Annotated in this window: 22 protein-coding genes; 6 read left to right on the forward strand and 16 right to left on the reverse strand. The window is 56.9% G+C overall.

Annotation, left to right across the window (positions count from 1 at the left end; all coding sequences use genetic code 11):
- Nucleotides 1-3: 3 nt before the first annotated feature.
- Both tgt and queA read right to left on the reverse strand, forming a co-directional pair.
- Entirely contained in the window at nt 4-1,131 is a 1,128-nt protein-coding gene (gene tgt / locus ACOTXR_RS07635; protein WP_003859110.1) for a tRNA guanosine(34) transglycosylase Tgt, read from the reverse strand.
- A 53-nt stretch (nt 1,132-1,184) separates the two neighbouring features.
- On the reverse strand, nt 1,185-2,255 hold the full coding sequence (gene queA, locus ACOTXR_RS07640) for a tRNA preQ1(34) S-adenosylmethionine ribosyltransferase-isomerase QueA (protein WP_014882750.1): 1,071 nt from the start codon (nt 2,253-2,255) through the stop codon (nt 1,185-1,187).
- A 92-nt stretch (nt 2,256-2,347) separates the two neighbouring features.
- Here queA and acpH point away from each other — a divergent pair, with 92 nt between their 5' ends.
- The gene (gene acpH / locus ACOTXR_RS07645; RefSeq protein ID WP_014882749.1) at nt 2,348-2,929 is read left to right on the forward strand and encodes an ACP phosphodiesterase; all 582 of its coding nucleotides are present in this window, start codon (nt 2,348-2,350) and stop codon (nt 2,927-2,929) included.
- Between the two features lie 126 nt (nt 2,930-3,055).
- On the forward strand, nt 3,056-3,658 hold the full coding sequence (locus ACOTXR_RS07650; protein ID WP_008503347.1) for a peroxiredoxin: 603 nt from the start codon (nt 3,056-3,058) through the stop codon (nt 3,656-3,658).
- Between the two features lie 43 nt (nt 3,659-3,701).
- Here the strand turns inward: ACOTXR_RS07650 and ACOTXR_RS07655 are convergent, their stop codons facing one another.
- From ACOTXR_RS07655 to phoB, 7 genes are all read right to left on the reverse strand, one after another.
- Complete coding sequence (locus tag ACOTXR_RS07655; RefSeq protein WP_058690554.1) at nt 3,702-5,087, reverse strand: DUF3999 family protein; 1,386 nt, start codon at nt 5,085-5,087, stop codon at nt 3,702-3,704.
- On the reverse strand, nt 5,084-7,705 hold the full coding sequence (locus ACOTXR_RS07660; RefSeq protein ID WP_421767009.1) for a DUF2339 domain-containing protein: 2,622 nt from the start codon (nt 7,703-7,705) through the stop codon (nt 5,084-5,086). The genes ACOTXR_RS07655 and ACOTXR_RS07660 overlap by 4 nt, the downstream gene beginning before the upstream one ends.
- Nucleotides 7,706-7,794: 89 nt before the next feature.
- Entirely contained in the window at nt 7,795-9,612 is a 1,818-nt protein-coding gene (malZ, locus tag ACOTXR_RS07665; protein WP_058690552.1) for a maltodextrin glucosidase, read from the reverse strand.
- 163 nt (nt 9,613-9,775) lie between these two features.
- Nucleotides 9,776-11,149, reverse strand: coding sequence for a proline-specific permease ProY (gene proY / locus ACOTXR_RS07670; RefSeq protein WP_421767010.1), 1,374 nt, complete (start codon nt 11,147-11,149; stop codon nt 9,776-9,778).
- An 80-nt stretch (nt 11,150-11,229) separates the two neighbouring features.
- Nucleotides 11,230-12,549 (reverse strand): branched-chain amino acid transporter carrier protein BrnQ, encoded by a 1,320-nt coding sequence (gene brnQ / locus ACOTXR_RS07675; RefSeq protein ID WP_014882744.1) that lies wholly within the window; start codon nt 12,547-12,549, stop codon nt 11,230-11,232.
- A gap of 410 nt (nt 12,550-12,959) precedes the next feature.
- Nucleotides 12,960-14,255, reverse strand: coding sequence for a phosphate regulon sensor histidine kinase PhoR (gene phoR, locus ACOTXR_RS07680; protein ID WP_014882743.1), 1,296 nt, complete (start codon nt 14,253-14,255; stop codon nt 12,960-12,962).
- A 21-nt stretch (nt 14,256-14,276) separates the two neighbouring features.
- Nucleotides 14,277-14,966, reverse strand: a complete 690-nt coding sequence (gene phoB, locus ACOTXR_RS07685; RefSeq protein ID WP_008503265.1) for a phosphate response regulator transcription factor PhoB — start codon at nt 14,964-14,966, stop codon at nt 14,277-14,279.
- A 186-nt stretch (nt 14,967-15,152) separates the two neighbouring features.
- On the opposite strand from phoB, the gene sbcD reads away from it, so the two are divergent.
- Together sbcD and sbcC are read left to right on the forward strand one after the other, a co-directional pair.
- Nucleotides 15,153-16,358, forward strand: coding sequence for an exonuclease subunit SbcD (gene sbcD / locus ACOTXR_RS07690; RefSeq protein WP_014882742.1), 1,206 nt, complete (start codon nt 15,153-15,155; stop codon nt 16,356-16,358).
- Nucleotides 16,355-19,486 (forward strand): exonuclease subunit SbcC, encoded by a 3,132-nt coding sequence (sbcC, locus tag ACOTXR_RS07695; RefSeq protein ID WP_421767011.1) that lies wholly within the window; start codon nt 16,355-16,357, stop codon nt 19,484-19,486. The genes sbcD and sbcC overlap by 4 nt, the downstream gene beginning before the upstream one ends.
- Before the next feature lie 98 nt (nt 19,487-19,584).
- On the opposite strand, the gene mak is transcribed toward sbcC, so the two are convergent.
- The gene (mak, locus tag ACOTXR_RS07700) at nt 19,585-20,490 is read right to left on the reverse strand and encodes a fructokinase (protein WP_014882740.1); all 906 of its coding nucleotides are present in this window, start codon (nt 20,488-20,490) and stop codon (nt 19,585-19,587) included.
- 123 nt (nt 20,491-20,613) lie between these two features.
- Between mak and rdgC the strand changes: the two genes are divergently transcribed.
- A complete protein-coding gene (gene rdgC, locus ACOTXR_RS07705) occupies nt 20,614-21,528 on the forward strand; it encodes a recombination-associated protein RdgC (protein WP_014882739.1) in 915 nt (304 codons plus the stop codon).
- A 46-nt stretch (nt 21,529-21,574) separates the two neighbouring features.
- On the opposite strand, the gene ppnP is transcribed toward rdgC, so the two are convergent.
- The 5 genes from ppnP to ACOTXR_RS07730 form a co-directional block, all read right to left on the reverse strand.
- Complete coding sequence (ppnP, locus tag ACOTXR_RS07710; protein ID WP_014882738.1) at nt 21,575-21,862, reverse strand: pyrimidine/purine nucleoside phosphorylase; 288 nt, start codon at nt 21,860-21,862, stop codon at nt 21,575-21,577.
- A gap of 71 nt (nt 21,863-21,933) precedes the next feature.
- Nucleotides 21,934-22,611 (reverse strand): AroM family protein, encoded by a 678-nt coding sequence (locus tag ACOTXR_RS07715; RefSeq protein ID WP_058690548.1) that lies wholly within the window; start codon nt 22,609-22,611, stop codon nt 21,934-21,936.
- Nucleotides 22,612-22,849: 238 nt separating this feature from the next.
- Nucleotides 22,850-23,041 (reverse strand): protein YaiA, encoded by a 192-nt coding sequence (gene yaiA / locus ACOTXR_RS07720; protein WP_058690547.1) that lies wholly within the window; start codon nt 23,039-23,041, stop codon nt 22,850-22,852.
- 44 nt (nt 23,042-23,085) lie between these two features.
- The gene (aroL, locus tag ACOTXR_RS07725) at nt 23,086-23,610 is read right to left on the reverse strand and encodes a shikimate kinase AroL (protein ID WP_014882735.1); all 525 of its coding nucleotides are present in this window, start codon (nt 23,608-23,610) and stop codon (nt 23,086-23,088) included.
- Nucleotides 23,611-23,754: 144 nt separating this feature from the next.
- Nucleotides 23,755-24,213: a YaiI/YqxD family protein gene (locus ACOTXR_RS07730; protein ID WP_058690546.1), complete on the reverse strand. Its 459-nt coding sequence runs from the start codon at nt 24,211-24,213 to the stop codon at nt 23,755-23,757.
- Between the two features lie 97 nt (nt 24,214-24,310).
- Between ACOTXR_RS07730 and proC the strand changes: the two genes are divergently transcribed.
- On the forward strand, nt 24,311-25,120 hold the full coding sequence (gene proC, locus ACOTXR_RS07735) for a pyrroline-5-carboxylate reductase (protein WP_222834789.1): 810 nt from the start codon (nt 24,311-24,313) through the stop codon (nt 25,118-25,120).
- 14 nt (nt 25,121-25,134) lie between these two features.
- Here the strand turns inward: proC and adrA are convergent, their stop codons facing one another.
- Nucleotides 25,135-26,238 carry a diguanylate cyclase AdrA gene (gene adrA / locus ACOTXR_RS07740; RefSeq protein WP_058690545.1) on the reverse strand — a complete coding sequence of 368 codons (1,104 nt, stop codon included), beginning with the start codon at nt 26,236-26,238 and terminating at the stop codon, nt 25,135-25,137.
- Between the last annotated feature and the right edge of the window lie 43 nt (nt 26,239-26,281).

The following is a 26,281-nucleotide window of genomic DNA, read 5'->3' on the forward strand; positions in this document are numbered from 1 at the left end:
AAATTAATCAACGTTCAACGGTGGAACATCCCGCCCCTGACGTTGGTAGAAATCGGTCACGAAGCTCTCTAATTTACCCTCTTCGATAGCCTTACGTAAACCAGCCATTAAGCGCTGATAATAACGAAGATTATGAATGGTATTGAGACGCGCGCCCAAAATCTCGTTGCAACGATCGAGATGATGCAGATACGCGCGGGAATAATTGCGACAGGTATAGCAATCGCACTCGGAATCGAGCGGGCTGGTGTCACTCTTATGCTTCGCGTTACGGATTTTCACCACGCCGTCAGTCACGAACAGATGACCGTTACGTGCGTTACGGGTTGGCATGACGCAGTCGAACATATCGATGCCGCGACGTACGCCTTCCACCAGATCTTCTGGTTTACCCACACCCATCAGGTATCGTGGTTTATCCGCCGGGATTTGCGGACAGACATGCTCCAGAATGCGGTGCATATCTTCCTTCGGCTCACCCACAGCCAAACCGCCGACAGCGTAGCCATCAAAACCTATCTCTACCAGACCTTTAACGGAGATATCGCGTAAATCTTCGTAAACGCTGCCCTGGATAATGCCGAACAGCGCATTTTTGTTCTGAAGGGAGTCAAAACGGTCGCGGCTACGCTTCGCCCAACGCAGAGACATCTCCATAGAGCGTTTCGCGTAGTCCCAGTCAGCCGGGTATGGCGTACATTCGTCGAAGATCATCACGATGTCAGAACCGAGATCGTACTGAATCTCCATCGACTTTTCTGGATCGAGGAAAATCGGATCGCCGTTGATCGGGTTACGGAAGTGAACGCCCTGCTCGGTGATCTTGCGGATATCCCCCAGGCTGAAGACCTGGAAACCGCCGGAATCGGTCAGGATTGGGCCTTTCCACTGCATGAAGTCGTGCAGGTCACCGTGCAGCTTCATGATCTCCTGACCCGGGCGCAGCCACAGGTGGAAGGTGTTACCGAGGATAATCTGTGCGCCAGTGGCTTCAACTTCTTCCGGCGTCATCCCTTTTACGGTGCCGTACGTACCCACAGGCATAAATGCGGGGGTTTCCACCACGCCGCGATCAAACACCAGACGACCGCGACGCGCGCGGCCATCGGTGGTATCGAGTTCAAATTTCATTTTTTCTCCGACGTCAGAAAAACAGTCCAACGTTGTCATACGGTGCCGCGGACTTATTCCCCGACACGCTCATTCAAAGCCTGCGGATTGTACGTGATAAACATCGCGTCCCCGTAGCTAAAAAAGCGATATTTTTGTTCTACCGCAGACTTGTAAGCATTCATCGTATGCTGATAACCCGCAAACGCGGAAACCAGCATAATCAGCGTCGATTCAGGCAGATGGAAGTTGGTCACCAGCGCATCAATGACTTTGTACTGGTAGCCCGGGTAGATAAAGATCTGCGTATCGCCAAAGAACGGCTCGATGAGACCCGTTTTCGCGGCCTGTGCAGCGCTCTCCAGCGAACGGACTGAAGTCGTGCCTACCGCAACCACGCGGTTTCCGCGCGCTTTCGCCGCCAGCACCGCGTCCACCACCTCCTGAGGCACTTCGGCATACTCAGAGTGCATGATGTGGTCTTCAATGCTGTCTACGCGTACCGGCTGGAACGTACCCGCGCCGACGTGCAGCGTCACGAACGCCATCTCAACGCCCTTCGCGCGCAGTTTTTCCAGCAGCGGTTCATCAAAGTGCAGGCCCGCCGTCGGCGCCGCGACCGCGCCAGGTTTCTGGCTGTAGACGGTCTGGTACAGCTCGCGGTCGGCCTCTTCGTCCGGGCGTTCAATATACGGTGGCAGCGGCATATGGCCGATGGCGTTAAGGATATCGAGGACCGTGCGCTCGTCCTGGAATTCCACCTCAAACAGCGCGTCGTGACGCGCGGTCATGGTCGCTTTAATGCTCTCGTCATCGCCCAGCAGCAGTTCTGCGCCCGGCTTCGGCGCTTTAGAGGCGCGAATATGTGCCAGAATACGTTTATCATCGAGCATACGTTCGACCAGCACTTCAATCTTGCCGCCGCTGGCCTTACGGCCAAACAGACGCGCCGGGATCACACGGGTGTTGTTAAAGACCAGCAGATCGCCAGGGTTGAGCTTGTCGAGCAAATCGGTGAAAGTACCGTGCGTCAGCTCGCCCGTTGGCCCATCCAGCGACAGTAAGCGACAGCTGCTGCGCTCAGGCATGGGATAGTGAGCAATCAGGGATTCAGGTAGTTCAAAGGAGAAATCGGCGACGCGCATGACGTATACTCGTGACTTAAAAACAGGCGGCATAGTCTAGTGCTCACACCCTTTTGCTGCAACAATTAGCCGCCCCCGGACAAATAAAACGCATGAATTTTCTCGCTCACCTGCATCTCGCTCACCTCGCTGACAGCTCCCTTTCCGGCAATTTGCTGGCCGATTTCGTGCGCGGTAACCCTGCAGAAGACTATTCCCCTGAGGTTGTCGACGGCATCTTTATGCACCGCCGCATTGATGTCATCACCGATAACCTGCCCGAGGTCACGGAAGCCAAAGCGTGGTTCCGCCCTGAGACGCGCCGCGTTGCGCCGATCACGCTGGATGTGATGTGGGACCATTTCCTGTCTCGCCACTGGGAACAGCTCTCCCCGTCGCTACCGTTGCCAGAGTTTGTGCGCTACGCCCATGCACAGGTGTCGGTCATTTTGCCCGACTCACCGCCGCGCTTTGTCAATCTGAACAACTATTTGTGGTCAGAACGCTGGCTGGAGCGCTATGGTGAGATGGCTTTTATCCAGAACGTCCTGAATGGCATGGCCAGCCGCCGGCCGCGTCTGGATGCGCTGCGTGACTCCTGGTATGACCTGGATGCACACTATGACGCGCTGGAGACGCAATTCTGGCAGTTCTATCCGCGCATGATGGCGCAAGCGAAAAACAAACAGCTGTGACAGATTTACATTGATAGGTAAAAGCTGGCGGAACGATTGTCACCACCTCTTTGTCTTATCCATGAACACTCTCTATACTGGCTCGCGTTGCGTTCCAAATAACCTTAGTATCTACAGGAGAATCATATGGTTCTGGTAACTCGTCCGGCTCCGGATTTTACAGCTGCAGCAGTTCTGGGCAACGGTGAAATCGTTGAAAACTTCAACTTCAAACAGCACACCAACGGTAAAGCGACCGTTCTGTTCTTCTGGCCAATGGACTTCACCTTCGTTTGCCCGTCTGAGCTGATCGCCTTCGACAAACGTTATGAAGAATTCCAGAAGCGTGGCGTGGAAGTGGTTGGCGTCTCCTTCGACTCTGAATTTGTACACAACGCATGGCGTAACACCCCTGTCGACAAAGGCGGCATCGGTGCGGTGAAATACGCAATGGTTGCGGACATCAAACGCGAAATCCAGCAGGCTTACGGTATCGAACATCCGGACGCTGGCGTTGCACTGCGCGGTTCTTTCCTGATCGACGCAAACGGCATCGTTCGTCACCAGGTTGTTAACGATCTGCCGCTGGGTCGTAACATCGACGAAATGCTGCGCATGGTTGACGCGCTGCAGTTCCACGAAGAGCACGGCGAAGTGTGCCCGGCTCAGTGGGAAAAAGGTAAAGAAGGTATGGCTGCTTCCCCAGACGGCGTAGCAAAATACCTGTCTGAGAACGTATCCAGCCTGTAATCGGCACGGTTTACGAAGAAGGCCCGCACACGCGGGCCTTTTTTTATGCTTTACGCTGCGTCTCTCGCCAGATACGCCAGGCCATGAGCGCCAGCAGGATCACGCCCACAATCAGCACGCTCCACACCAGCAGCGCGTTCATCCGGCTCTCCTGCTCGCCCGCAGAAGTGGCGGTTAAACGCGCCTCACCGCCCAACGCGACATCATCCACAATATCGGCCTGCGGCAGATTCGCCATATCATAGGTTTTGCGCAGGTCGGCGGGGATCAGCATGTCTGGCTCCAGGTTTGCTGGTTTTGCCGCCCCGTTTCCCCAGGCGAGCACGTACGGTGCTTTCCCCTGCGCGTTAAACACCAGATCAACGCGGTCGCGATGCCCTATGACGTTCGGAAGGTATTCAGGCAGACGCGCATTCAGCGTCGTGATTTTTACCGCCTGGACCCGCTCTCCGTTAAGCGAAACCGGCGCAGACGTTTTGCCCTCCAGGCGGTAAAGAACCTCTTTTTTCAGGGGGTGCCATGTGTCTTTTTCCGTACTTCGCCACGCGATCTCCACGGGCAGAACGCCGTCGCCATTCAGCAAGAAGCTGACCGCGCTCAATGGCTGCGGGTGCGCCCAGTGCCACTGCGCTTCGCTTGTCGATGGCTGTTCCCCTTCCCCCTCCAGGTCGATCGCTTCCGGAGCCATCTGCGCAGGGGCGCTGATCGCGTTTACGCCGGTCAAGGTCATGCCCTGGCTTTGCGCATTCAGCACCACCATGAGATAGCGATTCGCATCAGGAGATAAAACCGTATCGGTATCGATCCGATCGAGCTTAAGGCGATCCTGGCCACTGACGACGTCCAGCAAGGGCATATCCTCGCGTAGGGTATACCAGCGCTTCAAATCCTCGCTGTAATAGACCGACGCCGTTCCCTGCCACGACGTCTGAGGGGGATTCCAGAGCAGCTGCAGCTGGGATATAGCCATCTCACCCGTCGCCTGCTCTGGCAAGGTCAGCAGATAATGTTGCCCGGCCACGGCAGCTTTCTGCCCTTCGAGCACAATCTCAACGCCATTTCCGGAACGGAGCAGGATCTTATTGCTCTCACCGGCATCTGGCGCCGCGGCAAGCGGTGAGGCGTCCAGAGGAAAAAGACGCAGCGCCGTGTATTGCGCCACCACCTGCGGGCGCGTCGCGGTGACCAGGCTGAAGGGAACCGGCTCACCCGACTGATTAAAGACGCGGACATCGTCCAGATTCGGGGAGGTACTCTGTTCATAGACGGCGAGCGGCAGCAACACCCGATACCACTGGGAAGGAACCGACGTTTCCAGTGAACGACCAAAGGCATAATCCCGCGGCGATTCCGTTTGCATCTCGTCGCAGAACGCCATGCCCGATAGCGCCAGCAGCGTGGTACAGACTACCGCTTTCATCCATTTCATTTTTCATCTCCAGTTTTAGGCGGTAGTGGCGAGAAATACCCCACGATCAGGACCAGTATCGCCACGCCGATAAATGCCACGGCACGGGACAGGCCGCCTCCGCCTGCGCTGTCCACCAGCATCAGTTTAACCATCACGACCCCCAGCAAGGCGGCCCCGCAGAGCCACTCCTGGCGGGAGGCCAGGCGGGTAGCATGGACCATGACCACCAGCGCGATCAGCATCCAGAACAGGGCAAACGTGGTCTGGATAAGCCGCGAATCCCACAGCGACGCCATATTCCAGGCCACATCCCCATACCAGGCCAGGGCGCGCATCAGCGCCCCGTTAAGCCACCAGAAGCCAAACGCCATGATAGCAACGGCAGGCCACGGGCGAGCCTGAGCAAGCAACGCGGGATAGTAGCGATCCACTGCCCGATAAAAGACCACCAGCCCCAGCAGCGCGAATGCCGCGCCTTCCTCAAGCGGGTTCACCAGCGGCAGCCAGGTTTGCCGGTAAACGACGCCGTCCTGGAAATTGGTCACGACCAGCAGCACCAGCAGCGCCACGACGACAGGGATCGGCGCCAGGCAGGTATAGAGCGCAGGCCACTCCCCGAACGGCCACGCGCGGCGACGCACCGCCGCGGAAAGCGCCATTATCACGCCGCCCCCAGCCGCCATCGCCAGTCCACTGCCCCACGCCGCCATGCCCCACGGTAGCGCGCGAGCAAACCAGTAAAGCTCAGCCGCCAGCGCCAGTAAAATCATCCAGCAAAGCGTCAGGTGCAGCCCCATCGCGATGCGCGGCAGCAGTCTTTCACCGTCACGTCGCAGCAGCATCAATGCGGCAGGAAGTGCAATGCACCAGGCCAGATTTGACCAGCCAGCGGCAACGATCTGCTGATGCAAAAGCTGGTAAACCACCATCACCAGCATCAGTGGCCACAGCAGCCATTTGCTGGCATCCAGCTCCCGCCACGCCAGACGAGCGGCAGCCTGGCGCCAGCCCCAGACCGAGACGGCCGAGAGCGCCAGCACGCCTGCCAGAACAGGTAATTCTTGTTTCAGCACCCGTTGCGAGGCCCCCAATAGCGCCACGATCCAGAACAACAGGCCGCCTGCCAACAACGCCCAACTGACCGGCAGAATACTTTTGCGCCATAGCCACGCCCCAGCCAGCCAGCAAAGGCTGAGGATGGCGAAGATAAGGAGAAGGCTCAGCGACGTCACGCCGTCCATTTGCACCCACAGCGCGCTGCCGAGTGCCAGCACCAGCAGCGCCGTCCCGCTATAGCTCATACTACGCTGGTTCTGCTGCATGCCCAGCCAGAGGATACCCAGCCCCTCCAGCGCCCAGGCCATCGCCGTCCAGCGCGCCGAGAGTGCCAGCGGAATGGCGAGCGTAGCGAACCCGCCGCCGATGGCCAGCGCCGCCATGACCAGTGGTCGTCCGATGGACGGATAGCGCCGCAGCGCGAGGAACGCAAGGGAAAGATAAAATGCCCCATATCCGAGCGCGCTCAGCGCCGGGCCATATTCCCAGTGCCGGGTCATGCCGTACTGCATCCCGAAGCCAATCAGCGGCGGAGCAAACAGCAGTACGCCGTCAATAATCTGTTTCCCTTTTTCTTGCGCCCGCAGCGACAGCGCCACGCACAGCACGCCGAATATCAGCGTATTGGCAATCAGGAACAGCTGGCACACCCAATAGTGTTCAGGCTGATAGTCGCTCAGCCCCCAGAGGCCACCCACGCCAAACGTAAAAAGCAGACCGAGCAGATTGAGCTCGCGCCAGTGCTGCCAGATGCTGATGGCGAGAATACCGATGGAAAGCAGGAGATAGAAAGAGAACAGCGCCACAAAGTTGCCGCCTCCGGTAGACAGAAGCAGCGGTGCGAGATACCCGCCGAGGCTCGCCAGCATGGCCAGGCTCAAGGCCTTCTGCAGCACGGCCAGCCCGACGCTCGCGGCGCAAATCGCTACCAGCAGCGCAAAAGCCAGCGTCATCGGCAACATTTGCCAGAGCCGGAAGGCACCAAAGACCGTCAGGTAAAGAATGCCCGTCGCCCCACCCTGTAAGATAAGCGCATAAACCGGCTGCTTATGCCGCAGTCGCCAGCCAATCGCCAGCAGAATGATGGCAAACAGCGCCGTCGCCACCAGGCGCAGCTCAAGCGGGAACAGGGAATGTTCGACGGTATAGCGCAGCAGGAAAGAGAGACCGAGGAAAAGCAGCAGGATCCCCAGCTTCGCCAGCGGATTTCCCTGCATAAACCAGCGCACCAGCGACGTCAGTATGCCGCCAAAGACGGATGGCTGTTTTGCCGCAGGGGCAGGAGCGGAAACGGGAGCGGGTTCTGCCCTGGGCACGCTGGCGTCCGGACGCCAGGGGTCGACAGGTGCGGGAGTGTGCTCAACCACTGGCGCGGTCACAACCACCGGCGCGGCGGTCTGCGCCGTCTCCGACGCTATCTCAGCGGCACCACGCTGCTCAAGCGCTTCAATGCGCTGGCGAAGCCTGGCGATCTCCTGCCGCGCCGCCGTGCTCCGATTAAAGCCAATAACCGCAAGCACGGGCGCAACCACCAGCGCAAAAACCAGTAACAAACAGCCAAGGATGTAGAGCTCGTCCATGTTTCCACCTTCACCGTAAACTATTCGTTAAGATTGACACAAATCGTTGCATTTGCGCCATCTTAAAGGTGGAAACATTTACCGTCGCGTTAGCTGCCGACCCAGATCGTCGCGGATATCGCCGGCAGCGCCAGCACGCCGTCCTGAATCGTCGCCTTGCCCTCTTTATTCTTCCACGTAGCCACCTTCAACAGCGGGGAATCATCCAGCACCACTTCACAAGCCTCGCCCCGGTTGATAGCCACCAGCACGCGCTGCTGGTTATAGACGCGGACAAAGACCACCACGTTATCGTGGGCGTACACCACCTGGCAGCCGCCGTAGCGCAGGGCGAGGCTCTGTTTACGCAGCTTCGCCAGCCGCTGATAGAGGCTGAACAGCACCTTGTCCTGTTTTTCCGGCGCCCACGGGAAGGTTTTGCGACAGAACGGATCGTTGTTGCCGTCCAGTCCCACTTCATCTCCGTAGTAGATACACGGTACGCCCGGCCAGGTGAAGAGCCAGGTGACCGCCAGCGGCAGACGCGCCACATCCTTGCCGAGCAGGGATTTAAAGCGTGCGGTATCGTGACTATCAAGCTGGTTAAACATCCTCAGCTGCTGCTGATGAGACAGCCCGGCGCGGTAGTTATCCATCCACGCTGCGCAGGTTTCGGCGTCAATGTGGTTCGGATCGTAGGAGATATCGGTATTCGCCAGGAATCCCCATAGCGGGAAGGTAAAACCGCGATAGTTCATCGCCGCATCTTCGGCATCGTTTTGCAGCCACTGCCGCGCGTCGCCAAAGTGTTCGCCAAACACGAACGCTTCAGGCCGGGCCGCTTTTGCCGAGCGCGTGATCCCGCCGACGTGCTGCAGGTTATTTCGCGCCCCACCCGCTTCACCCAGCATATGTACGACGTCCAGACGCCAGCCGTCCATATTCCACGGTGCGTTCAGCCAGTGGCGGACGATGCTGTCTTCGCCGCCGTAAATCTCATTAACCAGCGTTGATGACTGGAAATCCAGCTTCGGCAGACTGGGGTAGCCCAGCCAGTCCAGGGCATGCCCCTCCTCATTAAAGCTGTACCAGTCACGCTGCGGCGAGTCCGGATTATGACATGCTCCGCCCATCGACTGGTTATGACGGTCAAACCAGGCGTGCGAATCTCCGCTGTGGTTAAACACGCCGTCCAGAATCAGGCGCATGCCTTCCTTAAGGGTGTTCTCTCGCAGGCGCAGCAGTGCCTCGTCCCCGCCAAACTGCGCGTCAACGTGGCGATAATCCTGTGTATCGTATTTATGTACACTCGGGGCTTTAAACACCGGGTTGAGGTACAGCGCCGTCACGCCCAGTTTTTTCAGGTACGGCAGCTTTTCGCTGATGCCGTCGAGATCGCCGCCGTAAAACGTCGAGCCGCCCGCCTGCGCCGTCACCGGCTCATCCCATTTTTTCAGGATAATGTCGTGGCCAGCCGCGTGGTGGTGATAGATCTTATCCTGGTCGGCAGTTCGTTTTTCGCTACGCGCAAAGCGGTCCGGGAAAATCTGGTAAAAGACCTGATCGTTAACCCACTGCGGTCCGCTATCCGGATAATCAACGGCAAACTGTTCCAGCCGTGCGGGCGGGAACCGGCTAAACCCCTGCGGGGTAAACCACAGCTGACGATGGTTCCACAGCAGCTTGAAGCTATAACGGCGGCGCGGCTGCCCGCTACGCAAATCGATATTCGCCCGCCAGGCGGTGATCCCCGGCTGCGGCTGGCTGCGCAGCTTGTGCATTTTCAGCCCGGTCTCTTCATTATCAATTTCGGCGCGGAGCGTCACGCGTTCAGGCTGATTTTCCCCCGCCAGCCAGAGCGTAATCACAAGGTTGTCTTTGTTTTGCTTAACAAATGGGGCAACCGGAAGGTGCCAGGCATTTAACATCACGAATCCCCTCTGATGAAATTGACGTCACCTTGCCACAGGGTGGTTAAGGATAGCTCACCATGACGTGATTTATTGGGGGAGGAGGACGGGGGAGGAGGGATCAGTGCGGCCTGAAGCCCTCACCCTAACCCTCTCCCACAGGGAGAGGGAATAAAAAAAATTACTGCGCTTCTGCCAGTTGGCGATCGCGGCGGCATTTTAACACCCAGCCAACCAGCAGCAGGACGATCCACGCACAGCCCACGTAGAGGGAAATACGGGTATCCGGATGGTAGCCAATCAGGCCAATGATAAACACCAGGAAGATCAGCCCGACGACGGTTGTTGCAACGCCACCCGGGACTTTAACCTTCAGCGCTTTCGCCTCTTCCGGCGACAGGCGACGGCGGAACGCAATCTGCGACAGCAGGATCATGATCCACACCCACACGGTCGCGAAGGTCGCCAGCGACGCAATCACCAGGAAGACGTTCTCCGGCATGATGTAGTTCAGGTAAACCGAGAACAGCAGCGCAACGGTCATGACCACCACCGTCACCCACGGCGTGCCGCGGCGGGAGGTTTTAGCGAACACCTTCGGCGCACTGCCCTGCTCCGCCATGCCGTGTAGCATACGGCCCACGCCAAAGACGTCACTGTTGATCGCGGAAAGCGACGCGGTCAGCACCACGAAGTTCAGAATGCTGGCAGCAAACGCAATGCCCATATGCTGGAAGGTCAGCACAAACGGGCTACCGTTGGTACCGACCTGGTTCCATGGGTAGATGGACATAATCACGAACAGCGTGCCCACATAGAACACCAGAATACGCATCGGCACGGAGTTGATGGCACGTGGAATGGATTTCTCAGGGTCTTTCGCTTCCCCGGCGGTGATACCAATAATTTCAATACCGCCGTAGGCGAACATCACCATCTGCAGCGACATCACCATCCCGAGCCAGCCGTTGCTGAAGAAGCCCCCGTTGCTCCAGAGGTTATGGATCCCGGTCGGCTGACCGCCGTTGCCAATCCCCCAGAGGATGATGCCAAAACCGGCCACAATCATGATGATTATGGTGGCGACCTTGAAGAAGGAGAACCAGAACTCAAGTTCGCCGAACACCTTCACGCTCATCAGGTTGACGGCGCAGATGAGCAGCACCACGCTCAGCACCCAGATCCAGTGCGGCACCGTCGGGAACCAGACGCCCATATAGATACCAAACGCCGTCACATCGGCAATGGCCACAATCAAAATTTCAAAGCAGTAGGTCCAGCCAGTGATAAACCCGGCCAGCGGTCCGAGGTTTTCCTGCGCATAGCGCGAGAACGAACTGGCAGAAGGATTGTGAACCGACATCTCTCCGAGGGCGCGCATGATGATATACGCCGCCACGCCGCCAATGATGTAGGCCAGCAGAACGCTTGGACCGGCCATTTTGATGGCATCTGCCGAGCCATAAAAAAGACCGGTACCAATCGCAGAGCCCAGCGCCATAAAGCGGATGTGGCGTGTGCTGAGACCACGTTTAAGTTTGTTAGTGCTTTCCATTAAAATCTTGCCATTCAACACGAAAAAACAAAAAACCACGGGGCCTTAAGCCCCGTGGTTAAACAGTTTGTTGCCGTTGATTAATGGGCGTTAGATGCAACCTGGCGCCCTGCAGCACGGTCCCAGATAATCGCCAGAACCAGTGCAACAACGGTAGGCATCAGCCAGGCCAGGCCCTGCTCGGACAGCGGCAGACGCTGTGTCCAGGCGGGCAGAATCGCGGCGAACGCTGATGCTTTAATCCCGTCAAGGATACCAAAAATCAGGCTGATAAACATGGCTGGCGCAATAATTCGTGAGGAGTTATTCCACCACGGACGGGTGAAGCTCAGCACCACCAGCACGATGCACGGCGGATAGATGGCCGTCAGCACCGGAATAGAGACCTGAATCAGGTGGCTCAGACCGAGGTTGGACACCGCCATGGAGAAGATACCGAGGATAAACACCAGGGTGCGGTAAGAGAGCGGCAGATACTGCGCAAAGAACTCAGCACAGGCGCAGGTCAGGCCCACTGCGGTCACCAGACACGCCAGGAAAATCAGCGCCGCCAGCAGCATACTGCCCGCACCACCGAAGGTGTGCTGGACGTAAGCGTGCAGAATAGCTGCACCGTTCGCGTTCTGATCAACCAGCATGGCGCTATCAGAGCCCAGGCGGAACAGCGCCAGATACAGCAGCGTCAGACCCACACCAGCCATCAGGCCAGCCCAGATGGTATAGCGGGTCAGCAGACGCGCTTCGGTCACACCGCGGGAACGCGCGGCGTTAACGATAACAATACCAAACACCATTGCGCCCAGCGTATCCATCGTCAGGTAGCCGTTCACAAAACCGTTAGAGAACGCGGCGTTTTTATAGGCGTCCATTGCGTCGCTGATCGGGCCTGCTGGCCAGATGATAGCGGCCACGGCGAGAACGATCAGGGCAATGATTTTCAGCGGCGCCAGGAAGTTACCCACGGTATCCAGCAGTTTGCCCGGATAGAGGGAGACCAGAATGACAATCGCGAAGTAGACCAGGCTGTAGATAAACAGCGGCATCGGGCCGTCGCCGGTCAGCGGAGCAATCCCCACTTCAAAGGAAACGGTCGCCGTGCGCGGGGTGGCAAACAGCGGGCCCACGGCCAGATAGCAGACGGTGGCCAGCAGAACACCTGCGACTTTGCCAATCGGCGTGCTGAGGCTGTCCACGCCGCCACCGACTTTCGCCAGCGCGACGACGGTCAGTACCGGTAGACCCACGGCAGTAATCAGGAAACCAAACGCAGCGGTCCAGACGTGTTCACCCGCCTGTAAGCCAACCATTGGAGGGAAAATAATGTTGCCTGCGCCAACGAACAGCGCAAATGTCATAAAGCCCAGCGCGATGATGTCACGCGATTTTAAGTGATGGGTCATAAAACCTTACTGCCTGTGGATGTGGTGTTGAAAACATTGAGATTTTCGTTTTCCCTGACGGGACGATACAGCCGAAAAATTGCTCAATTTCAGCGGGAAATGCTCCCGTCCTGGCGTGGAGAAGAATAGTTTTTCGATTTACCACGCAAATACAGTCGGTCTGACAGTATCTGGGGGGGCAATTTAAACGCTTATAACGTTTAAAGGCAAGGTGGGATCTCAAAACCAGAACAATATGCCAGCATGAAAATACACGCCAGCACAATACGCTATTTACAGGAAAAACTCATGGCTAATCATGCGAACAAAAAACACCCAGCCGTATATTATTCATCCGCGTTTCGCTTGACTGCAAAGCAAACGGGCCAGCAGACGCTGACCCGTGGAAAGGGAAAATGACACACCTGCCCTCAGGCGGTCTTTTTGGCAATTAATCGTTCCGGAATAACGAAACTGAAGCGGGTTCCTTTCCCCAGCGTACTCTGAATATCAAGTCGGCTTTCGTGGTGATTTACCGCGTGCTTCACAATCGCCAGCCCCAGGCCGCTCCCCCCTGTTTGCCGCGACCGCGCTTTATCCACGCGGTAGAAGCGTTCGGTCAGACGCGGGATATGCTCCGGTGCGATCCCCGGCCCGTTATCTTCCACGCTAAACTCGGCGCCCGTAGGGGTACGGTTCCAGCGCACCATAATATCCGTTCCTTCCGGCGTATGGTTCACTGCGTTGTACACCAGGTTGGATATGGCGCTACGAAGCTCATCCTCACTGCCCAGCACCTTTAGCGTGCTGTCGACCTCGAAGGTCAGGTGATGCTTTTTGTGGCTTAACGTCTGCGCTTCACGCTCCACAACCCGCAGCATCATCGGCACATCTATCGTGTCATTCAGCGCAAGCGTAGGCGCCGCTTCAATCTTCGAGAGCGTGAGCAGTTGCTTCACCAGCCCTTCCATGCGATGCGTTTGCTCGCGCATGGTATGCAGCGCTTTTTCACGCGGCGCACCTTCCAGCGTTTGCTCCTGCATCATCTCCAGATAGCCCTGAAGCACGGTCAACGGAGTACGCAGTTCGTGGCTGACGTTCGCAAAGAAATTACGGCGCGCGCCCTCAAGCTGGTGCATTTGGGTGACATCGCGCGCCACCATCAGCCACTGCTTATCGCTGTAAGGCATCACGCGGATTTCCAGATGGCGACCATTATTGAGCTTCAGATTGTGCGGGCGGGTAAAATCACGCTTTTTCAGATACAGCGTGAATTCGGGATAGCGTAAAAGGTTAAGGATGTTCTGACCGTTATCGTCCGGCCAGCGAAGGCCCAGCAGCTGTTGCGCCAGGCCGTTACACCAGAAGATGGTGCCTTCTTCAGTGGTCAGGATGACCGCATCCGGCAACGACTCCGCCCCGCTGCGAAAACGCTTAATCAGGCTACCCAGCTCGCGACGGCGCTTTTTATTACGCATCTGCATCTGGTGCAGGCCGTACAGCAGGGGCTCCCAGCTGCCGCTGCCCGGCGGTGGGGTCATACTGCGGTCAACCCACAGCCACCAGGAGAGGCGCAGCAGGTTCCAGAAATGCCAGATCAGCAGCCCGGTGACCGACGCCAGCAGAAACCACGGCAGATGTCCGAGAAAGGCCCCAAGAAGGAAGGCCGGAATACAGCATAAGATCAGTTCAAAGACGAGCCTTTTCCATGACAGACGTTCCAGCACGCGTCACACTCCTGTCATTGTTCAGAAACGGGTCGAAAAACGATAACCCGTGCCGCGGACCGTCTGTACCATGCGATCGTGGCCGCTCAGTTCCAGCGCTTTTCGCAGGCGGCGAATATGTACGTCAACCGTCCGGTCTTCGACATACACGTTAGTTCCCCAGACGTTATTCAGCAACTGCTCGCGGCTGTATACGCGTTCCGGGTGAGTCATAAAGAAGTGCAGGAGTTTAAATTCGGTAGGGCCCATATCGAGGGGGTTTTCGCCGGTCATCACGCGGTGCGAGGTAGGGTCAAGGCTGAGTCCCTGCATCTCTATCACCTCTTCCACCGCCATCGGTGAAATACGGCGCATCACGGCTTTAATGCGGGCGACCAGCTCTTTTGGGGAGAACGGTTTAGTGATGTAATCGTCCGCGCCGGTTTCTAGTCCGCGCACGCGATCCTCTTCCTCTCCGCGCGCCGTGAGCATGACAACCGGGATGTCGCGGGTCAGTGCCTCACGCTTCAGGTGTTTGATAAACTGCAGTCCGGAGCCGCCAGGCAACATCCAGTCCAGCAGAATCAGATCGGGCCAGGGTTCATTCAGCTGGTTCACTGCGCTGTCATAATCTTCCGCTTCAACCGGCTGGAAGCCATTTTGCTCGAGCACGAAGCACACCATTTCACGAATTGGAGCTTCATCTTCTACGACCAGAATACGTCTCGCCATACTTTGCCCTGTCTTATCTTATTAAGTTACACGTTTGTAATTCGGCGCCATTATGCGTCAGATTTATGACAGATTTATGAAAAACATTACCACGGTAGCGGGCAAACCGTTGTTTTATTACAGCGGTTATTTTCCCTTCTCTGAACGTTTATAATCCTGCTTTCTCATTTTTGCCACGGAACCGCTATGCGCATACTTCACACCTCGGACTGGCATCTCGGTCAAAATTTTTACAGCAAAAGCCGTGCGGCTGAACATGAAGCGTTCCTGAACTGGCTGCTGGAGACGGCGCAGGCCCACGAGGTCGATGCGATTATTGTCGCGGGTGACATCTTTGATACGGGGTCGCCCCCCAGCTATGCGCGCGAGCTGTATAACCGCTTCGTGGTGAACTTGCAGCAGACCGGCTGTCATCTGGTGATAGTCGCCGGTAACCATGACTCCGTGGCAACGCTCAATGAATCCCGCGACATTCTGGCGTTTCTCAATACTACCGTCGTCGCCAGCGCCGGGCATGCCCCGCAGATCCTGAAAAAACGCGACGGTACGCCGGGGGCGGTGCTGTGCCCGATCCCCTTTTTACGCCCGCGCGATATCGTACAAAGTCAGGCGGGACTGTCGGGCACGGAAAAGCAGCAACATTTATTACAGGCCATCACCGACTATTATCACCAGCAGCACGCGGATGCCTGCAACCTGCGTGGCGAACAGCCGATACCGGTGATTGCGACCGGGCATCTCACCACCGTTGGGGCCAGTAAAAGTGACGCCGTGCGTGACATCTATATCGGCACGCTGGACGCCTTTCCGGCGCAGAACTTCCCGCCTGCGGACTACATTGCGCTCGGGCATATTCACCGCGCCCAGGTTATCGGCGGCTGCGAGCATATCCGCTACTGCGGATCCCCTATTTCGCTCAGTTTCGATGAAACCGGCAAAGCCAAATCCGTGCATCTGGTGAGCTTCAGCGAGGGCAAACTCAGTGCCGTCGAGACGCTGGAGGTGCCGGTCACCCAGCCGCTGGCGGTGCTGAAAGGCGATCTGGAGGCCATCACCGCTCAGCTTGAACAGTGGCGCGGCACCGCGCTTAATCCCCCCGTCTGGCTGGATATCGAAATCACTACGGATGACTACCTGCATGATATGCAGCGAAAAATCCAGGCGCTGACGGAAGACTTGCCGGTAGAGGTCTTACTGGTGCGCCGCAGCCGCGAGCAGCGCGAGAAAATTCTGTTAAGCGCCCAGCGGGAAACGCTCAGCGAGTTGCGGGTAGAAGAGGTGTTTGAGCGCAGGCTCTTGCAGGAGGATATTGACGACGCGAAGCGCGAAAGACTCAGCGAACTGTTCACCCATACCCTGCATGCCCTCAATGACGAGGAAGAAAACGCATGAAAATTTTGAGCCTGCGTCTGAAAAATCTCAACTCCCTCAAGGGCGAGTGGAAAATTGACTTTACCGCTGAACCCTTTGCCAGTAACGGGCTGTTTGCCATTACCGGCGCCACAGGCGCAGGTAAAACCACCCTGCTCGACGCCCTCTGTCTGGCGCTTTATCACGAAACGCCGCGCCTGAGTAAGGTTTCCCAGGCACAAAACGACCTGATGACGCGAGATACCGCCGAGTGTCTGGCGGAAGTGGAGTTTGAGGTAAAAGGTATCGCCTACCGCGCCTTCTGGAGCCAGAACCGGGCACGCAACCAGCCGGACGGCAACCTGCAGGCGCCGCGCGTGGAGCTGGCCCGCTGCGAAGATGGCAAAATCCTCGCCGATAAAGTCACGGACAAGCTGGAGCAAACCGCCGCGCTCACCGGTCTGGACTATGGCCGCTTTACCCGTTCAATGTTGCTCTCACAGGGGCAATTTGCCGCCTTCCTGAATGCCAAACCGAGCGATCGCGCAGAGCTGCTGGAAGAGCTGACCGGCACCGAAATCTACGGCCAGATTTCCGCCATGGTGTTTGAAAAACACAAAGCCGCCCGCAGCCTGCTGGAAAAGTGCGAGGCGCAGGCAGCGGGCGTCGTGCTGCTGAGTGAAGAACAGCAGCAGCAATTACAGCAAAGTTTGCAGGCACTTACTGACGAAGAGAAAACGTTGCTGGCACAGCAGCAAAACCAGCAGAAACATTTTCAGTGGCTTACCCGTCATGATGAGCTTGTGCGCGAGCAACAACGCATCACCGCATTGCAGCAGCAGGCACAACAGGCTCTGACGGACGCTGCGCCTGAGCTGGCAAAACTCCAGCTTGCGCAGCCCGCCGCCCAGCTTCGTCCGCTCTGGGCGCACCAGCAGGAGCAAACCGCGCGTCTGACGCAAACCCAGCAGCGAATTATTGAAGTAAATACTCGCTTACAAGCCAAAACCGCGCTGCGCGCGCGGATCCGTAATACTGCCCTGCGTACCCACGCCGAGCTTCATACTGAACTGACGGCGCTGGCGCAGTGGCTGGTGGAGCACGAGCGTTATCGCCTGCTGGGTCAGGAGATTGCCGGATGGCGCGCGCTCTTCTCACAGCTTAACCGCGATAAAAACCAGTTGGCCACGCACGCTGCGCGGATGACTGAGTTACGTAACAAGCTGACTGACATGCCGGAAAATACGCTCACGCTGACGGCGGATGAGGTCAACGTGGCAATGGAGCAGCAGTCCCGATCACGCACGCAGCGCCAGCGGCTGACGTCGCTACACGCTCGCTATCAGCCGCTGCAAAAGCGCCTGCGCCAGAGCAATGAAAGCGTACAGAAAGCTCAGGCGGAGCAGAGCAAACTTAATGAAACGTTGACGCTGCGCCGCCAGCAGTACAAAGAGAAACACCAGCACTATCTGGATCTGAAGGCCCTGTGCGAGCGTGAAGCGACAATTAAAGATCTGGAAAGCTATCGTTCACAGCTTGAGGCAGGCAAACCTTGTCCCCTGTGCGGTTCCTGCGAGCATCCCGCCATTGAGCAATATCAATCGCTTGAGCTGACGGATAACCAGCGCCGCCGTGATGCGCTGGAAAAAGAGGTGGCCGCGCTAAAAGAAGAAGGCCTGCTGGTGCTGGGGCAGGTTAATGCCCTGGCTCAGCAGATTCAGCGCGAGACGGGCGACGTGCAGACCCTGTCTGAGGAAGAGCAAGCACTCACTAAAGAGTGGCTTGAGATCTGCGCGTCCCTGAATATCACATTGAATATTCAGGAAGATATCGCGCCATGGATAAACGAGCAGGAACACTATGAGCGCCAGCTTTATCAGCTCAGCCAGCGTCTTACCCTGCAAAACCAGCTGAACGAACAGGAAGCGCAGGCGCGCCAGTATCAGCAGCAGCTGACGGCGATACGCCAGACGCTGGAACACACCCTGCTCACGCTGTCGCTTAGCGTTCCCGAAGAGGGGAACGAAGCCGCCTGGCTGCACGCCCGCGAAGGAGAATTCGCGCAGTGGCAGGAAAAACAAACGCAGCACGGCGTGCTTGTGGAACGCAGCAACGCTCTGAAGCCGTTGCTCGACACACTTCCGGCAACCCACACCGAAGAGACCGAACCGGCCATTCCTGATGGCTGGCGCGCCATTCACGATGAATGCGTATCGCTGCAAAGCCAGCTTACCGCCCAGCAGCAACAGGAGGCGCTGGAGCAAGAGCGCCTGCAACAGTCGCAGACCCAATTCTCCGCGGCGCTCTCTGCCAGCTGTTTTGCCGACAGGGAGGCGTTCATTGCCGCCCTGCTGGATGATGACACCCTCCGTGGCCTCGAACAGCTGAAGCAGTCGTTGGAAAACCAGATACAGCAGGCCACGGCGCTATCCGGCCAGGCGAACCAGCAGCTACAGGCGCATGTTGCGCTGCGCCCGGAAGGTCTCGAGGCCGATGCATCCACTTTGCAAATCCAGCTGCAGCAGCTGGCGCAACAGCTTCGCGAGAACACCACGCATCAGGGCGAGATCCGCCAGCAGCTCAAGCAGGACAGCGACAACCGTCAGCATCAGCTGACGTTGATGCAGCAAATTGAAGAGGCCGCGCGTCAGGCCGACGACTGGGGCTATCTGAACGCGCTGATCGGCTCCAGTACCGGCGATAAGTTCCGTAAGTTCGCTCAGGGGCTGACGCTGGATAATCTCGTCTGGCTTGCTAACCAGCAGCTAAATCGCCTGCACGGGCGTTATCTGCTCCAGCGCAAAGCCAGCGATGCGCTGGAGCTGGAAGTAGTCGACACCTGGCAGGCGGATGCCGTACGCGATACACGCACGCTCTCTGGCGGCGAGAGCTTCCTGGTCAGCCTGGCGCTGGCGCTGGCGCTTTCCGATCTGGTGAGCCACAAAACGCGAATCGATTCGCTGTTCCTGGATGAAGGATTCGGCACCCTCGACAGTGAAACGCTGGATACCGCACTGGATGCGCTCGACGCGCTGAACGCTACCGGGAAAACCATCGGCGTCATTAGCCACGTCGAGGCGATGAAAGAGCGCATACCGGTGCAGATTAAGGTGAAGAAGATTAATGGGCTGGGGTATAGCAGGCTGGACAGGGAGTTTGCTGTGGGGTGAATAAAGGGTCGCTGCGGTCTGGTGCCCTCACCCTGGCCCTCTCCCACAGGGAGAGGGTACAAACATCAAAAACAGCAACTTGCGTTGCTGTTTTGCTTTTATTCCGGCCACAGCCACGCCGCGCCGCGCACGCCGCTGGAGTCGCCGTGGACAGCTTTACGGATCGGGGTTTCACACTCGCCGCCGAAAACCCACTGCTTCACAAGATTTGGCACCGTGGCGTACAAGCGGTCAACGTTGCTCATCCCGCCCCCCAGCACAATCACGTCCGGATCGAGAATATTCACGACGTGCGCCAGCGATTTTGCCAGACGCATTTCGTAACGGCTCAGGGCCAGTTCAGCCACCGGATCCTGTTCTTCAACCAGACGCATGATTTCATTACCCTTGAGCGGTCGACCGCTCAGGCGGTGGTAATCGGTCGCAAAACCGGTGCCGGAGATAAACGTCTCAATACAGCCCTGCTTGCCGCAGTAACACGGCACGTCGGCGCGGTATTTGAGTTCATCTTCATCCATCCACGGCAGCGGATTGTGCCCCCACTCGCCCGCCGTGCCGTTGCCACCGATGTGCGAACGCCCCCCAAACGCCACGCCCGCACCGCAGCCGGTCCCGATAATCACCGCAAAAACGGTCTGCGCCCCTGCGGCGGCGCCATCAACGGCTTCGGAGACCGCCAGGCAGTTGGCGTCATTGGCCAGACGCACTTCCCGGTTCAGACGCGCGCTTAAATCTTTATCAAACGGCTGACCGTTCAGCCAGGTGGAGTTAGCATTTTTAACCACGCCGGTATAAGGGGAGATTGACCCCGGGATACCCATCCCGACGGTACCGCTTTGCCCTGTCGCCTGCTCGGCCATATCGACCAGCCGGGCAATCGTCTCGATGGTCTGGTGGTAATCATCGCGCGGCGTAGGCAGACGGTGGCGGAACAGCTGTTCCCCCTGCTCGCTCAGTGCAATGACTTCTGTTTTGGTGCCGCCCAAATCAATCCCAATACGCACAAGACTCTCCTCATTCTTTTGATTATCAACAGAGTAGAAGCACGCTTCCCGATTAGCAATGCAAGCGATGCGACAATTCGTTATCATGCCCGCTGATTTAACGACAAGGCCGTGGAAATTATCATGCTGTGGTTCAAAAATTTGATGGTTTACCGTCTCAGCCGCGACGTTTCGCTGCGTGCAGAAGAGATGGAAAAACAGTTAGCCGCTTATAGCTTTTCCCCTTGCGGTAGCCAGGATATGGCAAAAACCGGTTGGGTTCCGCCAATGGGTTCACAAAGCGATGCCCTGACCCACGCCAGCAGCACGGGACAAATCATCGTTTGCGCTCGCAAAGAAGAGAAAATTCTGCCCACGCCGGTGGTGAAGCAAGCGCTTGAAGCAAAAATCTTCAAGCTGGAAGCCGAGCAGGGCCGCAAGCTGAAAAAAACCGAAAAAGATTCGCTGAAAGATGAAGTCCTGCACTCTCTGCTGCCGCGCGCTTTTAGCCGCTTTAGCCAGACGATGATGTGGATCGATACCGTTAACGGGCTGATCATGGTCGACTGCGCCAGCGCCAAAAAAGCAGAAGATACCCTGGCCCTGCTGCGTAAAAGTATCGGTTCTTTACCGGTCGTTCCGCTGGCACTGGAAACGCCGATTGAGCTGACCCTGACAGAATGGGTTCGCAGTGGTACTGCGGCGCAAGGTTTCCAGATTCTGGATGAAGCCGAGCTGAAAGCCCTGCTGGAAGATGGCGGCGTGATCCGCGCCAAAAAGCAAGATCTGGTGAGTGACGAAATCGCGGTACACATCGAAGCCGGGAAAGTCGTTACCAAACTGGCGCTCGACTGGCAGCAGCGCATTCAGTTCGTGATGTGTGATGACGGCTCCGTGAAGCGTCTGAAGTTCTGCGATGAGCTGCGCGATCAAAACGAAGATATTGACCGGGAAGATTACGCCCAGCGTTTTGATGCGGACTTTATCCTGATGACCGGTGAGCTGGCGGCCTTAATTCAGAATCTGGTGGAAGGTCTCGGCGGCGAAGCGCAGAGATAACAGGCAAAACACAGGCCGGGTAAGCGTTAGCGCCACCCGGCTTTTTTTATTTCAAATAGCGGCACAGATAAGAGGTCGGTTCAGCAACCTGCAAATGAAATTCGCTGTGGCCAGGAACGTTGAAGGCTTCCCCGGCAGCGTAAACTTTCCATTCCGTTTCACCCGGCAGTAAGACGTTCAGCGCGCCGCTGACCACCGTCATCTCTTCCGCTTCGGCCGTGCCAAAGGTGTATTCCCCTTCAGCCATGACGCCCACACTGGCGCGGCCCGTGCTGCTGCTGGTAAAACCAATGGATTTCACTTTACCGGAAAAGTATTCGTTACTTTGAAGCATGAACTGGCCCTTATATTCAGAGATAAAAATTCACTATAGGGGCCATGCTCATTGCCTGTCACGCAAAATCATTACATCAGGAGTTCGGAAGCCAGGCGCGCCATCAGAACATTTGATAACAGCACCGGCACGTCCAGCGCCTTTTGCAATAAATCACGGTGATGCTGATGGAAACCGAGGCAGTCCAGTATCAACACATCCGCCCCTTTCTCCAGTAGCGCCTTCCCGGCAGCGATCAGTTTGGCCTCGCTGTCCCAGAAGGGATTTGCCAGGGCATACAGAGGCGTTTTTTCAAGCACTTGCCATTTTGCTTCCTGGTTGTTCATGAGCTCTTCCATCGGCACAATCACCCCCACCTGATGCCCGTCAACAATAGAGGCCACCAGAGGCGGAATGATGCGCATTGGCTCAAGCAAAATCGCATTGCGCGCCACCAGTCCCTTAATGGGGGCGGTACTCATCAGCAAAATAACGTCATAATCTTGATTATCGAGCACTTCTATCACTGCCTGCAGCGAACGCTCAATTTTCTGTCGTGAAACATGCGCCAGTTTACCGTCGCTTAATAACGTCGCCAGGGGCTCCTCCCCCGCCTCAACAGCGTAGTCCTCCATGACCTCTTCCCGGCTCATCTTACCCAGCAGGCTGAGATGCGTGATCTGCTGTTCAGAGACATGCTCGGTTAAAAGCGGTAACACTTCGCTTACAGGGACCACACCAATAGTGAGGATCGCCAACGTTGCCTTCATCGTTTTCGCCTTCCATTACTACAAAATCTTATTACACAGGTACAGGCTCACTACGCTGCACAGTTCGTTTTTTCAACAAAACAGCACCAAGCGTAGCAGGTGATCTGCATCGCGAAATGTAAAGATCACCTGCGGGTAACGGAGTCACCTGTAATAACTAAATATTAACTCCTGCTTAACATTGGCGATGAGTAAAAAGTGTGATTCAGGCACGGTATTGGAGCGTTTAGGAAAACATCTATGACTTTTCGGGATCTTCGTAGCGCCGTTTGGCGTCCAGCGCTTCCTGTTCAGTCTCATGTTCACTGATCAGCGAGTCCGGTTTGGGGTGATCGGCACGCAGCTGATACCAGGTCACGGTTTGTTCGCCTGTGCCTTTTTCAACGGTAACGATACGTGCTTCGCGCGGATAGGGAGGTCTGGTTGGCATAGCTCATCCTTTTTTTATGTCTGAGCTATCAGTATAGACGGCGGTTAGCTGGCACAAGCCAAACGCAGGGCGGTAATAATCTGAATCACCACCTCTTCCGGTGCCGCAGAAGCATCCACGACGTGGTGCGCCGCTTCACGGTACAGGGCATCACGCTCGGCCAGGACTTCGCTCACCTCTTCGCTGAGCGGTCTGGAGGTCAGCGCCGGACGTTGCCCCTCCTCCGGAAAGGCCTCAAGGCGTCCCACGAGAGCCGAAACCGGCGCGCAGAGATAGATCACAATGCCCTTTTCACGCATAAAATGCCGGTTACACTCGGCGAGAACAATCCCCCCTCCAGTCGCAATCACGGCTGACGGCGTGGTGACCGCTTTCAGCGCGGCCGTTTCGCGTGCGCGAAAGCTCTCCCATCCCTCTTGCTCAACAATGTCCGCGATGGTTCTGCCGGCCTCGGTTTGCAGCCAGTGGTCGGTATCAACAAACTGACGATGACATGCGCGTGCCAGTTCCAGGCCAACGGTGGTTTTCCCACAGCCGCGGGGGCCAACTAAAAAGATGGGTTGGGTCATAGCCAGGTGTTCCCCTTGATGCCGGATGGCTGAAGAGTGTAAAGAAATCATTGCAGAAGATGTGTAGAATACTTTACTGCAAAGCGGTACGGGATGACAACCCTGCGGAAGCCACACTGTACCACAAAGTGACAATAATTATCATTACGCTGTGCGACGCTTCACTTCCAGCAGCCATTTATCCAGTTCGGCAGCAAACTGCTGGCGATCGCGCTGGGACAGGCTGTCCGGCCCTCCGGTCTGCACGCCGCTGGCCCGCATGGTATCCATAAAATCACGCATAGTGAGTTTTTCCCGGATAGTTGAAGGCAAATAACGTTCACCGCTCGGGTTGAGCGCCGCTGCGCCTTTCTCCAGCACTTCCGCCGCCAGTGGAATATCAGCGGTAATGACCAGATCCTCCGGGCTGCACAGACGAACAATTTCATTATCCGCCACGTCGAACCCGGCCGGGACGCGCAAGGAACGGATAAAGCGCGAAGGCGGAACGCGGATATTCTGGTTCGCCACCAGCGTCAGTGGCATCTGAACGCGCTCGGCGGCGCGGAATAAAATCTCTTTAATCACATTCGGACACGCGTCCGCATCAACCCAAATCGCCATATTGTCTCCCCATAATGTCTCTGCCGGCTATTGTCGCCTGCATTTCGTTGTTAAGCTATCAATCAGAGAAAACAACGCATAATGACGGAGAATCGTGATGGATAAGAAAATCGGGTTTATCGGCTGCGGTAACATGGGCAAAGCCATCCTGGGCGGCCTGATCGCCAGCGGGCAGGTTCTGCCCGGTCAGATTTGGGTCTATACCCCGTCAACGGACAACGTCGCCGCATTGCGCGATCAATACGGGATCAACGCCGCCGAAAGCGCGCAGGAAGTCGCCCAGGTCGCCGATATCGTCTTTGGCGCCGTTAAGCCGAACATCATGATCAAAGTGTTGAGCGACATCACCTCCAGTCTGAATAAAGAGACGCTGGTCGTGTCGATTGCCGCGGGCGTGACGCTCGATCAACTGGCCCGCGCGCTCGGTCATGACCGTAAAATAGTCCGCGCGATGCCCAATACTCCCTCACTGGTTAATGCCGGTATGACCTCCGTCACCCCTAACGCGCTGGTGACCTCAGAAGAGGTGGCTGATGTGCTGAACATTTTCCGCTGCTTCGGTGAGGCGGAAGTGATTGCGGAATCCATGATCCATCCTGTTGTCGGCGTCAGCGGCTCTGCACCTGCATACGTGTTCATGTTTTTAGAAGCCATGGCCGACGCCGCCGTGCTTGGCGGCATGCCGCGTGCGCAGGCGTATAAATTCGCCGCGCAGGCGGTGATGGGTTCCGCCAAAATGGTGCTGGAGACCGGTAAACATCCGGGCGAACTGAAGGACATGGTCTGCTCGCCTGGCGGCACGACCATCGAAGCGGTACGAGTGCTGGAAGAACGTGGATTCCGCTCTGCCGTCATCGAGGCGATGGCAAAATGCATGGAAAAATCAGAGAAGCTGAGTAAATCCTGATTTCTGACCGGGCGTCAGGCGGCCACTTCGGTGCGGCCGCGCCCGGCATTTTTCGCCTTATACAGCGCCACATCTGCCGCCTTCAGCCATTCCCGGTAATGTCGAAACTGCGGCCCCCAGGGGGCAACACCTACGCTGATGCGCAGAGGCTCTTTCGGTGCGCACGGTAAGGACAACGTTTCCAGACGCTCGTGCACCCGAGACATGACGGCGATGGCGCTTTCAGCCGCTGTCTGCGACATAATCACGGCAAACTCATCTCCGCCAAAACGGCCTATCGCATCGCCTGACCTGACTGACATCTGAAGCTGACGGGTAAGAGCAACAATCGCCTTATCGCCCACGTCATGCCCCCAGGTATCATTGATGTTTTTAAAATGGTCGATATCAATCAGCAAAATGGTGGCGTTGCAGTGGCTCCGACGGCAGTGCTCAAACTCATTACGCAGCAGCATTTCCCAGTGTCGTCGGTTAAAGACCCCGGTCATGCCGTCGCGGGTACTCATCATTTCCAGCCGCCGCTTATGTTCCGCAAGCCTGATGGCCGTCCGGTGGCTGAGCCAGCCAAACAGCATGGGATAAAGCATGAGCACCGGAAGCGTTAAGCCCCACTCCACGGGATCGGGGTTGAAGACAGTTACTTTCCCGACGAGGGGCATCGTCACCAGTGCGGTCAGGAGGGTTAACGTTATCCCCACAAGAAACAGGCGGCAGCCACCGGATCCCATCATGTTCATTCCCACCATCATTACCAGCGCTGCCGTGGGTAATGCATACAGCCCCATCACGCCAATCCAGAGCCCGGCGATAATGGCATCCATCTTAAGGTTGAAAATCTCCTGCTGGTGAGGTGACGCGGCGCGGCAGGATAACTGCCAGGCAAAATGGGGCCAGACGAACGCCCACCCTACCAGGATCAACCACCAGCCGCCGGGTAAAAAATGGATGACCAGCATTCCCGCCACGGGGAAAAACATGGCTGCCAGACCAACAGCGCGCGCCAGCCGAACCCGCCGGGCAAACTGGATGCCGGCGCGGTAAGGGTCATCCTGAGAAAGGGTTAAACTCCACTCTTCCCGAATGCGCTTTTTGTTGTAATACGTTTCATCATTCATCATTCATCATTTTTGGGAATATTCTGAAACATTTTCCCAAATTATA

The sequence above is a fragment of the Enterobacter cloacae complex sp. IR53030 genome (assembly GCF_049238365.1).
GTDB classification, from domain to species: domain Bacteria; phylum Pseudomonadota; class Gammaproteobacteria; order Enterobacterales; family Enterobacteriaceae; genus Enterobacter; species Enterobacter kobei.

What these genes read in the sequence shown, in the direction of transcription:
- tgt (WP_003859110.1), bottom strand. Translation starts at nt 1,131, where the DNA reads ATGAAATTTGAACTCGATACCACCGATGGCCGCGCGCGTCGCGGTCGT.
- queA (WP_014882750.1), bottom strand. Translation starts at nt 2,255, where the DNA reads ATGCGCGTCGCCGATTTCTCCTTTGAACTACCTGAATCCCTGATTGCT.
- acpH (WP_014882749.1), top strand. Translation starts at nt 2,348, where the DNA reads ATGAATTTTCTCGCTCACCTGCATCTCGCTCACCTCGCTGACAGCTCC.
- ACOTXR_RS07650 (WP_008503347.1), top strand. Translation starts at nt 3,056, where the DNA reads ATGGTTCTGGTAACTCGTCCGGCTCCGGATTTTACAGCTGCAGCAGTT.
- ACOTXR_RS07655 (WP_058690554.1), bottom strand. Translation starts at nt 5,087, where the DNA reads ATGAAATGGATGAAAGCGGTAGTCTGTACCACGCTGCTGGCGCTATCG.
- ACOTXR_RS07660 (WP_421767009.1), bottom strand. Translation starts at nt 7,705, where the DNA reads ATGGACGAGCTCTACATCCTTGGCTGTTTGTTACTGGTTTTTGCGCTG.
- malZ (WP_058690552.1), bottom strand. Translation starts at nt 9,612, where the DNA reads ATGTTAAATGCCTGGCACCTTCCGGTTGCCCCATTTGTTAAGCAAAAC.
- proY (WP_421767010.1), bottom strand. Translation starts at nt 11,149, where the DNA reads ATGGAAAGCACTAACAAACTTAAACGTGGTCTCAGCACACGCCACATC.
- brnQ (WP_014882744.1), bottom strand. Translation starts at nt 12,549, where the DNA reads ATGACCCATCACTTAAAATCGCGTGACATCATCGCGCTGGGCTTTATG.
- phoB (WP_008503265.1), bottom strand. Translation starts at nt 14,966, where the DNA reads ATGGCGAGACGTATTCTGGTCGTAGAAGATGAAGCTCCAATTCGTGAA.
- sbcD (WP_014882742.1), top strand. Translation starts at nt 15,153, where the DNA reads ATGCGCATACTTCACACCTCGGACTGGCATCTCGGTCAAAATTTTTAC.
- sbcC (WP_421767011.1), top strand. Translation starts at nt 16,355, where the DNA reads ATGAAAATTTTGAGCCTGCGTCTGAAAAATCTCAACTCCCTCAAGGGC.
- rdgC (WP_014882739.1), top strand. Translation starts at nt 20,614, where the DNA reads ATGCTGTGGTTCAAAAATTTGATGGTTTACCGTCTCAGCCGCGACGTT.
- ppnP (WP_014882738.1), bottom strand. Translation starts at nt 21,862, where the DNA reads ATGCTTCAAAGTAACGAATACTTTTCCGGTAAAGTGAAATCCATTGGT.
- ACOTXR_RS07715 (WP_058690548.1), bottom strand. Translation starts at nt 22,611, where the DNA reads ATGAAGGCAACGTTGGCGATCCTCACTATTGGTGTGGTCCCTGTAAGC.
- yaiA (WP_058690547.1), bottom strand. Translation starts at nt 23,041, where the DNA reads ATGCCAACCAGACCTCCCTATCCGCGCGAAGCACGTATCGTTACCGTT.
- aroL (WP_014882735.1), bottom strand. Translation starts at nt 23,610, where the DNA reads ATGACCCAACCCATCTTTTTAGTTGGCCCCCGCGGCTGTGGGAAAACC.
- ACOTXR_RS07730 (WP_058690546.1), bottom strand. Translation starts at nt 24,213, where the DNA reads ATGGCGATTTGGGTTGATGCGGACGCGTGTCCGAATGTGATTAAAGAG.
- proC (WP_222834789.1), top strand. Translation starts at nt 24,311, where the DNA reads ATGGATAAGAAAATCGGGTTTATCGGCTGCGGTAACATGGGCAAAGCC.
- adrA (WP_058690545.1), bottom strand. Translation starts at nt 26,238, where the DNA reads ATGATGAATGATGAAACGTATTACAACAAAAAGCGCATTCGGGAAGAG.